At 67.0% G+C, this 12331-nt stretch carries 10 protein-coding genes; 5 read left to right on the top strand and 5 right to left on the bottom strand.

Annotated elements, in window-relative coordinates; translation table 11 throughout:
* On the bottom strand, positions 1-1068 hold a 1068-nt coding region (locus AC1VAN_RS01390; RefSeq protein ID WP_480985133.1), incomplete at its 3' end, for an MATE family efflux transporter.
* Positions 1069-1130: 62 nt separating this feature from the next.
* Between AC1VAN_RS01390 and AC1VAN_RS01385 the strand changes: the two genes are divergently transcribed.
* Both AC1VAN_RS01385 and AC1VAN_RS01380 read left to right on the top strand, forming a co-directional pair.
* Complete coding sequence (locus AC1VAN_RS01385) at positions 1131-1370, top strand: hypothetical protein (protein WP_025873813.1); 240 nt, start codon at positions 1131-1133, stop codon at positions 1368-1370.
* A gap of 9 nt (positions 1371-1379) precedes the next feature.
* Positions 1380-1787: an RNA-binding S4 domain-containing protein gene (locus AC1VAN_RS01380; RefSeq protein ID WP_025873812.1), complete on the top strand. Its 408-nt coding sequence runs from the start codon at positions 1380-1382 to the stop codon at positions 1785-1787.
* Positions 1788-2203: 416 nt separating this feature from the next.
* Here AC1VAN_RS01380 and katG read toward each other — a convergent pair whose 3' ends face one another.
* From katG to mutS, 3 genes are all read right to left on the bottom strand, one after another.
* On the bottom strand, positions 2204-4444 hold the full coding sequence (gene katG, locus AC1VAN_RS01375) for a catalase/peroxidase HPI (RefSeq protein WP_480985132.1): 2241 nt from the start codon (positions 4442-4444) through the stop codon (positions 2204-2206).
* Between the two features lie 144 nt (positions 4445-4588).
* Complete coding sequence (locus AC1VAN_RS01370; protein WP_025873810.1) at positions 4589-5212, bottom strand: DUF937 domain-containing protein; 624 nt, start codon at positions 5210-5212, stop codon at positions 4589-4591.
* A 119-nt stretch (positions 5213-5331) separates the two neighbouring features.
* Positions 5332-7923: a DNA mismatch repair protein MutS gene (gene mutS, locus AC1VAN_RS01365; protein WP_117309834.1), complete on the bottom strand. Its 2592-nt coding sequence runs from the start codon at positions 7921-7923 to the stop codon at positions 5332-5334.
* Between the two features lie 323 nt (positions 7924-8246).
* On the opposite strand from mutS, the gene AC1VAN_RS01360 reads away from it, so the two are divergent.
* Entirely contained in the window at positions 8247-8852 is a 606-nt protein-coding gene (locus AC1VAN_RS01360) for a hypothetical protein (RefSeq protein WP_442251356.1), read from the top strand.
* Between the two features lie 27 nt (positions 8853-8879).
* Here the strand turns inward: AC1VAN_RS01360 and AC1VAN_RS01355 are convergent, their stop codons facing one another.
* Positions 8880-9272, bottom strand: coding sequence for a barstar family protein (locus AC1VAN_RS01355; RefSeq protein ID WP_442251357.1), 393 nt, complete (start codon positions 9270-9272; stop codon positions 8880-8882).
* A gap of 370 nt (positions 9273-9642) precedes the next feature.
* Here AC1VAN_RS01355 and AC1VAN_RS01350 point away from each other — a divergent pair, with 370 nt between their 5' ends.
* Positions 9643-11319 (top strand): ShlB/FhaC/HecB family hemolysin secretion/activation protein, encoded by a 1677-nt coding sequence (locus tag AC1VAN_RS01350; protein ID WP_442251364.1) that lies wholly within the window; start codon positions 9643-9645, stop codon positions 11317-11319.
* A gap of 21 nt (positions 11320-11340) precedes the next feature.
* Positions 11341-12331, top strand: a 991-nt coding sequence (locus AC1VAN_RS01345; RefSeq protein ID WP_480985131.1) for a two-partner secretion domain-containing protein, incomplete at its 3' end; no start/stop codon positions are given.

Here is a 12331-nt window from a genome sequence, read left to right as displayed (position 1 = left end):
GCCCTGCGGAAGGAACAAGGCCAGCGAATACTGGTCCAGCAGCACCAGCGGCAGGATCAACGCGCCGGTCAGCAGGAAGTTGAACGCGATGCCCTGGCGTGCGGTACCGCGCACGCGATCCCAGCGCTGCGCACCGACATTCTGCGCGRCCATCGACGAACACGCCGCACCGATCGCCATCGCCGGCATCTGCACATAGTTCCACAGCTGCAGCGATGCACCGTAGGCTGCGCCGGTGTCAGTGCCGTACTGGTTGACCATGGTCATCAGCATGATCACCGACAGCGAGATCAGCACCATCTGCAGGCCCATCGGCACGCCCTTGACCACCAGCGCGCGCAGGATGGTCATGTCCAGCTTGAACAGGTGCATGTCGGCGCGGCCCAGCCACAGCGTGTGCCGCTTGTGCCGCATGTACAGCAGCAGGCCGGCCAGCGACAGCGTCTGCGACACCAGCGTGGCCCAGGCCGAGCCGGCGATGCCCAGTTCCGGGAACGGCCCCATGCCGAAGATCAGCACCGGGTTCAGGGCGATGTCCAGCACCACCGAGACCAGCAGGAAGCGGAAGGGCGTGCGCGAATCGCCGGCACCGCGCAGCGCCGCACTGAGGAAGGCGAAGGCGTACAGCGTTGGCATCGCCAGGAAGATGATGCGCAGGTAGGCCTCGGCCAACGGCAGCGAGGCGGCGGGCGTGCCCATCGCCGCCAGCAGCGGGTGGGCCAGGAACCAGCCGGCGATGGCGATGATCACCGACAGGCCGATGAAGAACGTGGCGCTGGTGCCGACCACGCGTCGTGCCTGGGCGATGTCGCGCGCACCGATGGCCTGGCCGATCAGGATGGTCGAGGCCATGCCGAAGCCGAACACCGAACCGATCAGGAAGAACATGATGTTGTTGGCGTTCGCGGTCGCGGTCAGTGCCGCTTCGCCAAGGAAGCGCCCCACCCATACCGCATTCACCGAGCCGTTCAGCGACTGCGCGATGTTGCCTGCCAGGATCGGCAGCGCGAACAGCAGCAGGTTGCGGCCGATCGGGCCGGAGGTCAGGTCAAGCGGCGCTTTGGCCATGGAGTGGTGATCGATTCCCGGGAGGCGCACACTAGCATCAAGCCGGTTTGCAGGATGTGGCAATGCATCAACCACAACAGGCGATGCGGATGATCGTGGCGGCCTTGATCGCAGCGGCACTGGCCGCATGTTCGTCGGGTGACCGGCTGGGCGATACCCAGGTGCGGCCGACCGACCGCCCCGAGTGCCTGGTCGGCAGCCAGCGCCAGGACCTGGCGGCCGGCACGCCGGCATTGATCGGGGGCAGCGGCTGCCGCACCGACCCCGACAATCCGCGCCCCCTGAACAAGCGAACGGAGTAGTCCCCACCGATGTCCGAGCTTTCCCCGTTGGCGCCCAGCGTCCGTCTGGACATCTGGTTGTGGGCGGCCCGCTTCTTCAAGACCCGCAGCCTGGCCAAACAGGCGATCGAGACCGGCAAGGTATCCGTGGCCGGGCAGCGTCCGAAATCCTCGCGCGCAGTACGCGTGGGAGAGCAGCTGCTGGTCGATCGCGGTGAAGAACACTTCGAGATCCAGGTGCTGGGCCTGAGCGACCAGCGCGGTCCGGCGCCGGTGGCGCAGCAGTTGTATGCCGAGAGCGAAGCCTCCAAGGCCCGCCGCGCCGAACAGCGTGCGCTGCGCATTGCCGCGCGTGATGGCTACCAGGCACCGGAGCACAAGCCGGACAAGCGCGCACGCCGGTTGATCCGTGCACTGGGTGATATCGACGCCCTGTGACGGCGCCGCCCGGGCGCTGGTAGTCGCCCACCTTGGTGGGCGTTGCGCCATGTGCCGACCAGGGTCGGCATCCACCGGGTAAAGACCCCGCAGCAGTGCCTGGTAGTCGCCCACCTTGGTGGGCGCCGTGCCATGTGCCGACCAGGGTCGGCATCTACCGGGTAAAGGCCCCGCAGCAGTGTCTGGTAGTCGCCCACCTCGGTGGGCGCTGTTCCATGTGCCGACCAAGGTCGGCATCTACCGGGTAAAGACCCCGCAGCAGTGTCTGGTAGTCGCTCACCTCGGTGGGCGCCGTGCCATGTGCCGATCAAGGTCGGCATCCACCGGGTAAAGACCCCACAGCGGGGTCGGGTAGTCGCCCACCTTGGTGGGCGCCGTGCCATGTGCCAACCAAGGTTGGCACCTGGCATATCCGGTCAACCGTGCAGGTCGTAGCGATCCAGTTCCATCACCCGGGTCCAGGCGGCGATGAAATCCTGCACGAACTTCTTCTCGCCATCGGCGCTGGCGTAGACCTCGGCCAGGGCSCGCAGCWCGGCGTTGGAGCCGAACACCAGGTCGGCACGGGTGCCGGTCCAGCGCGCAGCGCCATCGCTGCGGCCGCGGCCTTCATAGCTTTCGCGACCGGTCGCCTTCCAGGTGGTGCCCATGTCCAGCAGGTTGACGAAGAAGTCGTTGCTCAGCGTGCCGGGACGGCTGGTGAACACGCCGTGCCTGCCACCGTCGGCATTGGCGCCGAGCACGCGCAGGCCACCGACCAGGGCGGTCATTTCCGGTGCGGTGAGGGTCAGCAGCTGTGCCTTGTCGATCAGCAGCGCCTCACCCGGCACGCTGTAAGCGCCCTTGAGGTAGTTGCGGAAACCATCGGCAGCCGGTTCCAGCACCGCGAACGATTCGACGTCGGTCTGTTCCTGGCTGGCATCGGTGCGGCCCGGAGTGAACGGCACGCTAAGGTCATGGCCGCCGGCCTTCGCTGCCTGCTCGATGCCGACGCCACCGGCCAGCACGATCAGGTCGGCCAGCGACACCTGCTTGCTGCCCGCGCCGTTGAACTCGGCCTGGACCTTTTCCAGCGCGGCCAGCACCTTGCCCAGCTGCTGCGGCTGGTTCACCGCCCAGTCCTTCTGCGGTGCCAGGCGCACGCGCGCACCATTGGCGCCGCCRCGCTTGTCSGAMCCGCGGWAGGTCGAGGCCGAGGCCCACGCCGTGGACACCAGCTCGGCCACGCTCAGACCGGTCGCTGCGATCTTCTGCTTCAGCGCGGCGATGTCCTTGGCGTCGATCAACGGGTGCCTGGCTTCCGGCACCGGGTCCTGCCAGATGAATTCCTCGGCCGGAATCTCCGGGCCGAGATAGCGCGCACGTGGGCCCATGTCGCGATGGGTCAGCTTGAACCAAGCGCGGGCGAAGGCATCGGCGAACTCCTGCGGATCAGCAAGGAATTTCCGCGAGATCTTTTCGTAGGCCGGGTCCATGCGCAGCGACAGGTCGGTGGTCAGCATGGTCGGGCGGTGCTTTTTCGACGGATCGTGCGCATCGGGAATCACTGCGTCCGCATTCTTGGCGACCCACTGGTGCGCGCCGGCCGGGCTCTTGCTCAGCTCCCATTCGTGGCCGAACAGGATCTCGAAGAAGTCGTGGCTCCACTGCGCGGGGGTGCGGGTCCAGGTGACTTCCAGGCCGCTGGTGATGGTGTCGCCGCCCTTGCCRCTGCCGAAGCTGTTGGCCCAGCCCAGGCCCTGGCTTTCCAGGCCCGCTGCTTCCGGTTCCTTGCCGACGTTGTCGGCCGGGCCGGCACCATGGGTCTTGCCGAAACTGTGGCCACCGGCGATCAGGGCGACGGTTTCCTCATCGTCCATCGCCATGCGGCCGAAGGTGTCGCGGATGTCATGCGCGGCCAGCACCGGATCGGGATTGCCATCCGGGCCTTCCGGGTTCACATAGATCAGGCCCATCTGTACCGCGGCCAGCGGGTTTTCCAGTTTGCGCGAGTGCACATCGCCATCAGCGTCGTCATCGGACACCAGCACGCCGTGGTCCTCTTGCACGCCCTCCGAGCCGTGCTTGTAGCGCACGTCGCCACCGAGCCAGGTGGTCTCGCGGCCCCAGTACACGTCCTGGTCCGGCTCCCAGGTATCGGGACGGCCGCCGGCAAAGCCGAGCGTCTTGAAGCCCATCGACTCCAGTGCGACGTTGCCGGTCAGGATCAGCAGGTCGGCCCAGGAAATGGCCTGGCCATATTTCTGCTTGATCGGCCACAGCAGGCGTCGCGCCTTGTCCAGGCTGACGTTGTCGGGCCAGCTGTTGAGCGGAGCGAAGCGCTGCTGGCCGCGGCCACCACCACCACGGCCGTCATCGATGCGGTAGGTGCCGGCGCTGTGCCAGGCCATGCGGATGAACAGGCCGCCGTAGTGGCCGAAGTCGGCTGGCCACCAGTCCTGCGAGTCGGTCATCAACGCCTTCAGGTCGGCCTTCAGGGCGCTGTAGTCCAGCCCGTTGAAGGCCTTGGCGTAGTCGAAGCCCGTATCAAGGGGATTGGAGCGCGTGGAGTGCTGGTTGAGCAGATCCACGCGCAGCTGGTTCGGCCACCAGTCGCGGTTGGTCGTCGCATCACCGACGACGGCATGGTTGAACGGGCACTTCGCTTCGCTTTTCATGGGTCTCTACCTGTGGGCTGGCGAATGAGGGAATCAGATCGCTTACCCACCATAGGCATCGCCTAATGATGGGTAAATTCGATTGATTCAACCGATGCGATAGTGGCCGCCTATGGCAGGCGGCGCTTGCATCGTTGTGCGCGATCAGCGCTTGAGCAGGCCCGCGCCGAGCTTGAACAGATCGCTGGCGCCGAACTGGCCATCGCCGTCCTGATCGAGCGCACCGCCGAGCAGGCTGCCGATGCCACCGCCGGATTGCTGTGCTTCCTGCCCCAGGGCCTGGCTGAGCTGGCCGGCGTTGCCGCTCTGGGCAAACCGCTGGGCCAGGAACGACATGACGATGGGGGCCAGGATCGCCAGCAGCTGGCTGGACCTGCCGCTGTCCAGGCCGGTCTTCTGGCCCAGCACTTCGGCCGCCTGCGAGGTCTGCCCACCGAACACGTGGCCGAGGATGCCGGCACCGTTGGTGGCGTTGCCGCCGCCACCGCCCATCACCGCGCCGAGGATGCTGCCGATGTCGAAACCGCCGCCAGCACCGCCACCGCCGCCCGAACCGAGGTGGTCGCGCTGCAGGGCATTGAGGAGGGACTGCGCACCCTGCGGCTCGCTGGCGTTCTGGCCCATCGCGCCGAGCAGCAGCGGCAGCGCGCTGCCGACGGCCTGGGTAGCCTGGCTGCTGTCCAGGCCGAGCTGCTGCGAGACCTGCTGCAGGCCTTGGCCCTGCTGCAGCTGCTGGAAGAGGGATGCAGCAAGGGATTCGGTGTTCATGGCGGTCTCCGGTCTGTGAAGGACGAACCGCCCGAGCATAACGCCGTGTACACGACGGCAATGCGAAGGCTTCATGGCGGGCGTCCGCCGGGCAGGGCCGGCGGAACCTGCGGCCTGCCTTACAGCAGCGCCTTCAACCGGTACAGCGCTTCCAGTGCCTGCTTCGGGGTCAGCTCGTCCGGGTCGATCGCGGCCAGCGCCTCCTGCGCCTTGTTCGGCGGAGCGGCAAACAGCCCGAACTGCTGCGGGGCATCCAGCGCCTGCGGGGCGAGTTCGGCGGCATGGCTTTCGCCGCCGCGCTGTTCCAGTTCGGCCAGGCGTCGGCGCGCCTGTGCCACGGTGGCACGCGGCAGGCCGGCCAGGGCAGCCACCTGCAGGCCGAAGCTGCGGTTGGCCGGACCGTCCTTCACTGCATGCATGAACACCAGTGCTTCGCCGTGCTCGACGGCATCCAGATGCACGTTGGCGATGCCGCTGCGGCCGCCTTCGTGCTGTTCGTCGGCCAACGCGGTCAGTTCGAAGTAATGGGTCGCAAACAGCGTGTAACAGCGGTTTTCGTAGGCGAGGTGGCGCGCTACCGCGTCGGCCAGGGCCAGGCCGTCGTAGGTGGACGTGCCGCGGCCGATCTCGTCCATCAGCACCAGCGAATGCGCGGTGGCGTGATGCAGGATGTAGCTGGTTTCGGCCATCTCGACCATGAAGGTCGACTGCCCGCGGGCAAGGTCATCGCCTGCGCCGATGCGGGTCAGGATGCGGTCGATCGGGCCGATCAGCGCACGGCTGGCCGGCACGAAGCTGCCGATGTGGGCCAGCAGCACGATCAGCGCGTTCTGCCGCATGTAGGTCGATTTACCGCCCATGTTCGGGCCGGTRATSACCAGCATGCGACGGTCCGGGTGCAGATCCAGGTCGTTGGGCTCGAACGGCTGGTCACGCACCGCTTCCACCACCGGATGGCGGCCGCGCTCGATCTTCAGGCACGGCTCGGCCTGCAGCTCCGGGCGCGCCCAGTCCAGCGCCTGCGCACGTTCGGCGAAGGCGGCCAGCACGTCCAGTTCGCTGAGTGCGGCAGCACACTGCTTGAGCGGCTCCAGCTGGGTGCCCAGCGTGTCCAGCAGCTGCTCGTACAGGTACTTTTCGCGCGACAGCGAACGGTCGCGGGCGGACAGCACCTTGTCTTCGAACGCCTTCAGTTCTTCGGTGATGTAGCGCTCGGCGTTGGTCAGTGTCTGCCGGCGGGTGTAGTGCACCGGCGCACGGTCGGACTGGCCCTTGCTGATTTCGATGTAGTAGCCGTGCACACGGTTGTAGCCGACCTTCAGGGTGGCGATGCCGCTGCTCTCGCGCTCGCGCTGCTCCAGGTCGACCAGGAACTGGTCGGCGTGGGTCGACAGGCGGCGCAGCTCATCCAGCTCGGCGTCGAAGCCATCGGCCAGCACGCCACCATCGCTGAGCTTGAGCGGCGGCATGTCGGCGATCGCGCTGGCCAGCAGGTGGGCGCATTCGTCGTGTTCRCCGAGCGCGGCGTGCAGGGTCTGCAAGCGCGGTGAATCCAGCGGTGCCAGCACCTCGCGTACGGCCGGCAGCAGGCCGAGGCCATCGCGCAGGGTGGAGAAGTCGCGCGGCCGTGCCGAGCGCAGGGCAACGCGGGTGAGAATGCGTTCAAGGTCGCCGAGGCGGCGGAACTGTTCGCGGATATCTGCGTCCGCGCCACGGTCGATCAGTGTTTCCACCGCGTGGTGGCGCTGCACCAGCACCTCGCGCAGGCGCAGCGGCCGATGCAGCCAGCGGCGCAGCAGGCGGCCGCCCATCGGCGTCACCGTGCTGTCGAGCACGCCGAGCAGGGTATTGCGGGTATCGCCGTCGACGCGGGTGTCCAGCTCCAGATGGCGCCGCGTTGCCGCGTTCATCGCGATCGCTTCGCCGGCGGTTTCCATCGAGATGGACGTAAGGTGCGGCAGGCGCTGCTTCTGGGTTTCCTCGACATAGCCGAGCAGGGCGCCGGCAGCGGCCGTTGCGCGCGGCTTGTCGTCGATGCCGAAGCCGCTCAGGTCATGCAGCTTGAAGAAGTTCAGCAGCTGGCGGCGGCCACTGTCGGCGTCGAACAGCCATGGCGCGCGGCGACGCACGCCGCTGCGCTGGCGCAGGAACTCCGGCCAGTTCTCCTCATCCGGCACCAGCAGTTCGGCCGGCTCCAGGCGCGCGAGTTCGGCTTCCAGCGCGTCATCGGTGTCCACTTCGTTGACCAGGAAACGGCCGCCGGCCAGGTCGGCCCAGGCCAGGCCATAGCCGCTCTTGTTGCGCGACAGGGCCATCAGCAGGGTGTCGCGACGCTCGTCCAGCAGCGCTTCGTCGGTGACCGTGCCGGGGGTGACGATGCGCACCACCTTGCGTTCGACCAGTCCCTTGGCCAGTGCCGGGTCGCCGATCTGTTCGCAGATCGCCACCGATTCGCCCAGCGCGACCAGTCGTGCCAGGTAGCCCTCGTAGGCGTGCACCGGCACGCCGGCCATCGGAATCGGTGCACCACCGGAGCTGCCACGCTGGGTCAGGGTGATGTCGAGCAGGCGCGCGGCCTTGCGCGCGTCGTCGTAGAACAGCTCGTAGAAGTCGCCCATGCGGAAGAACAGCAGCAGGTCCGGGTAGTCGGACTTGGCTGCGAAGAACTGCTTCATCAGCGGGGTGTGTTCGGCGGACTTGTCTTTGGACATGGGACTCGTGGATCAGGGGCGTCCGCTCGCGCCGGAGGGCAGCGGGGCGGAGCCGGTACAGGGCTGTCCATGGTAACTGGTCGCGGCAGGGGGGACGCTTTTGCCGGGGGCGTGGCACGTGTCGCAGGTGAACAGCTGCGGTGGCGCGTGCGACTCTCAATGGTTGTGCGGGAGGCTCGGGCGATGGGCAATTGCGAGTGAAACGGTCGTTGCCGGCGCCAGCCTGCTGGTGCTGGGTGAATCCGCGTTATGGGTCACAGCTTTCGGAGGGATGTCCGGCGGAGGGTGGATCGCCGCAATCGGGCGGTCAAACGGAGTCATGCATGTTCCTTCGGGTGTTGCTTGCGATATTTCTGGCCTGCACCGCGGGTCTTTCCCTGGCGGCAGAGGCGGCGCCGTCGAATGACCTGCACCACCTTGCGTTGCGGGTGCTGCACGACGGGGTCCCCGCGTTCTCGCCCCGGCTGAGCGTGCGGCAGGGGCGCACGGCGACCGTCGCGCTGGAGGGCAGGCATGGGCAACGCTATAGCCTGGTGGTCGACATTGCCGAAGCGGAGGCCATCGTCGGCGAAGCGGGTGCAGACCTGCAGTGGAGCCTGTGGCAGGACGGGACGCTGCTGCAGAAGGGCGCATTGACGATCTCTCCGGCGATGGTGCAGGCGGCGGCACTGGAGGGGCGGCCGCTGGGTGTCCGCAAGCGTGGGCTGGGCGGGGTACAGGCCGACGTCCAGGTGCTGGACTATTCGGTGGAGGCGTCGCCCTTGGGAGGAGATGGCAGGGCGACTGCCTGTGCCATCGCCTCGCCAATGGCAACCGCTCGCGATAAGGGATGTTGTGCAGCGAAGTGCCAGGATGGCAGCGGACAGTCGCTCAAGTGCTGTGGTGCAAGCTCCTGCTGTGCATGTGGTACCTGTTGCCACGTTCCTTGATGGGCGTCGGCAGCAGGCGTGGCAGCCTCAGGCCTGTACCAGGGTGATGTCCGGGTGGCTGGCGAAGATCTCCATCACGATGTCGAAGTAGGTCTGCCCCTCGCCACGTTGCAGGGCGTCCAGCTGGCGGCCGATGGTTTCGGCATTGAACGTACCCGGCTGCCGCAGCTTGTCTTCCAGCCACGCGCGCGTGGCCTCCAATCCGAGTGCCTCTCGGCTGCGGTCGATGTCGCGCCAGACCAGCGTGGCGGTTTCGTGCCCGGCCAGCGCGCCATAACCGCCGTTCAGCAGATCGTCCAGCCCATCGAGACTGGGCCCGAGCTGCCAGGCTTCGCCGGCCATGAATACCCGGTTGATCTCCGCATAGAGGCTGGGGATATCAACAATGGCGGTGCCATTGATCTGCAGGAATACGGTCATGCGCCGACTGTAGCGTGGGCCGGCGAAAGGCGTTGTGCTGAACGCCGTTGCTTTGCGACGTGGCGCGTGCGTGCGCATACTCTGGATCTCTGCCTGCGGTGTTCTGTCCCCGTAGTCCTGGGCATTTGAAAATTTCCCTATAGAAATCCTTCGGGCGGCCGATAGCCTATGCGCCACTTCGCGTCGGGCGCGGTGGCATGCCGTTGCATACCCCCGGCGAACCTCGATTCAAGCCATTGGGTTGGCCCTTCTCCTTTCCGGGAGCAGGACCGCTGACGCGTGGCATCAACACGTGGAATTGATTGTGCAAGCAAGGAAGATGTCTGTGCGCGGTGCGCGCCGCAGTGGTGGAGGGTTGGTGCTTCTGGGCATGGCCTTCAGTGTTGCTGCCCAGCAGGTGGGTGACCCGGGCGCGCAGGAGCTGCTGCGCCAGCAGGAACGAGAACGCGTGCTGCGCGAGCAGCAGGAAAGCCGGCCCGATGTACGCCTGAAGAGCAGCCAGGGTGAACAGGGGGAGCGCCTGCCGACGCAGGAGCAGCCCTGCGTGCGTATTGATCGCATCGTGCTGGACGGCGAGGGTGCCAAGGGCTTCCAGTGGGCATTGGCCGCAGCCGATCCGCGCGAAGATCCCGCCAGCGGCCGCTGCCTGGGCACTGAAGGCATCAACGTGGTGATGAAGCGCGTACAGAACGCGATCATCGCGCGTGGCTATGTCACCACCCGCGTGCTGTCGGCCCCGCAGGATCTGAATACCGGCACGCTGACACTGTCGGTGGTGCCCGGGCGATTCCGCGAGGCGGTGTTCACCGAGGCGGATGGGCGGCATCCGGCCATCGCCAATGCGCTGCCGATCCGCAGTGGCGGCCTGTTGAACCTGCGCGACATCGAGCAGGGGCTGGAGAACCTGCAGCGCGTGCCCACCGTCACTGCTGACATCAAGATCGCACCTGCAGACGGCGAAGGCGCCGCGCCCGGGCAGAGCGACCTGAACATCGACTGGAAACAGCGTTCGCCGGTGCGTGCCAGCCTGACCCTGGACGATGCAGGCAGCCAGGGCACCGGCAAGCTGCAGGCCAACGCCACGCTGTCGTTGGACAACCCGCTGGGCCTGAACGAGCTGTTCTACGTCAGCGCGGGGCGCGGCGTGTTCAATGGCAAAGGCAAGGACACCAACAGCTGGACCGCGCACTACGACGTGCCCTACGGCTACTGGCTGTTCGGCGCCACGGCCAGTGCCTACGACTACAGCCAGACCGTGGTGGGCGCGTACGAAAGCTATGACTACAGCGGCCGCAGCGGCAACGCCGAGGCACGCGTGGATCGCCTGTTGCTGCGCAATGCCAAGACCAAGCTGGGCATCTACGGCCGCGGCTGGCAGCGCACGTCGAAGAACTACATCGACGATACCGAGATCGAGGTGCAGCGTCGCCGTACCTCGGGCTGGGAGCTCGGCCTGACCCACAAGCAGTTCATCGGTGCGGCCACGCTTGATGCCACGCTGGCATACCGGCGCGGCACCGGTGCCTTCCATGCACTGCGCTCCCCGGAAGAGATGGCCCGGGCGTGGGATCCAAGCCTGCCGTTGGAAGGCACCTCGCGGATGAAGCTGATCACGGCTGACGCGCAGTTCAGCGTGCCGTTCCAGCTGGGCAAGCAGCGCCTGCGCTACACCGCTGCCTGGCGCGCGCAGTGGAACCGCACACCGTTGTCGCCACAGGATCGCTTTGCGATCGGCGGCCGCTACACGGTGCGTGGCTTCGATGGCGAAAGCTCGCTCAGCGGCGAGCGCGGCTGGTCGCTGCGCAACGACCTGTCGCTGGGTATCGGCGGCGGCCAGGAGTTCTACGTCGCCGCCGACTACGGCCGCATCGGCGGGCCATCGGCGCAATGGCAATCCGGCCGGGATCTGGCCGGCATGGCATTGGGCCTGCGCGGCGGCTGGCAGCAGCTTTCCTGGGACGGTTTCGTGGGCTCGGCCCTGCACAAGCCCTCCAACTTCCCGACTGACTACACCACCTTCGGCTTCAGCCTGGCGTGGCGCTACTGATCTGGCACAAGGATTCGTGAAATGAACAGCATCTATCGCCTGGTTTTCAACCGCGCGCTGCGCGTGTGGCAGGTCGCTTCGGAACTGGTGAAAGGCGGTGGCGGCCTGGTCGGCCAGGTCGCCGGCCGGCAGACGGCAGCCGTGTCGCCGCTCGGCTTCGCGCTGATGTGCGCGTTGGGATGGGTCAGCCTGGCGCCCGTGGCTGCAGCGCAATCGGTCGGCCACATCGTGTCCGATCCCAACGCGCCAGGCCGTGAGCGGCCCACCGTGGTCACCGCGCCGAACGGTGTGCCGATGGTCAACATCACCACGCCATCGGCCGGTGGTGTTTCGCGCAACCGTTACTCGCAGTTCGATGTCGGCCGCGAGGGCGTGATCCTCAACAACGCGCGTGGCCAGGTGCAGACGCAGCTGGGTGGCTGGGTGCAGGGCAATCCGTGGCTCGCCACCGGCAGCGCCCGGGTCATCCTCAACGAGGTCAACGGCCCGGCCAGCCGGCTCAATGGCTACGTGGAAGTGGCCGGACAGCGCGCCGAGGTGATCATCGCCAATCCTGCCGGCATCCAGGTCAACGGTGGCGGTTTCCTCAATGCCAGCCGCGTCACGCTCACCACCGGCGCGCCGGTGTTCAGCGGCAGCGGTTCGCTGGAAGGTTATCGAGTCAGTGGTGGGGCAATCGAGGTCAACGGCGATGGCCTCGATGCCAGCCGCGCCGACTACACCGACCTGATCACCCGATCGCTGAAGGTCAACGCCGGCATCTGGGCCAACCAGCTGCAGGCGACCCTCGGCAACAACGTGGTCAGTGCCGACCACAGCCAGGTCAACGCTGCGGCGGCCAGCGGCGATGCGCCGACCTTTGCGCTGGATGTGGGCGCGCTGGGGGGCATGTTCGCCAACAAGATCTGGCTGGTCGGCAATGAACACGGCGTGGGCGTGCGCAATGCCGGCAGCATCGGTGCCCAGGCCGGCGAACTCGTGGTCACGGTGGACGGCCGGCTGGAGAACACCG

It is taken from the genome of Stenotrophomonas sp. 05L44_2 (genome assembly GCF_056665995.1).
This window is presented reverse-complemented; position numbering and strand designations above follow the sequence as displayed.

Coding starts and splice junctions, on each gene's coding strand:
- AC1VAN_RS01380 (WP_025873812.1), top strand. CDS start 1,380: ATGTCCGAGCTTTCCCCGTTGGCGCCCAGCGTCCGTCTGGACATCTGG.
- AC1VAN_RS01350 (WP_442251364.1), top strand. CDS start 9,643: ATGGCCTTCAGTGTTGCTGCCCAGCAGGTGGGTGACCCGGGCGCGCAG.
- AC1VAN_RS01385 (WP_025873813.1), top strand. CDS start 1,131: ATGCATCAACCACAACAGGCGATGCGGATGATCGTGGCGGCCTTGATC.
- AC1VAN_RS01360 (WP_442251356.1), top strand. CDS start 8,247: ATGTTCCTTCGGGTGTTGCTTGCGATATTTCTGGCCTGCACCGCGGGT.
- AC1VAN_RS01355 (WP_442251357.1), bottom strand. CDS start 9,272: ATGACCGTATTCCTGCAGATCAATGGCACCGCCATTGTTGATATCCCC.
- AC1VAN_RS01370 (WP_025873810.1), bottom strand. CDS start 5,212: ATGAACACCGAATCCCTTGCTGCATCCCTCTTCCAGCAGCTGCAGCAG.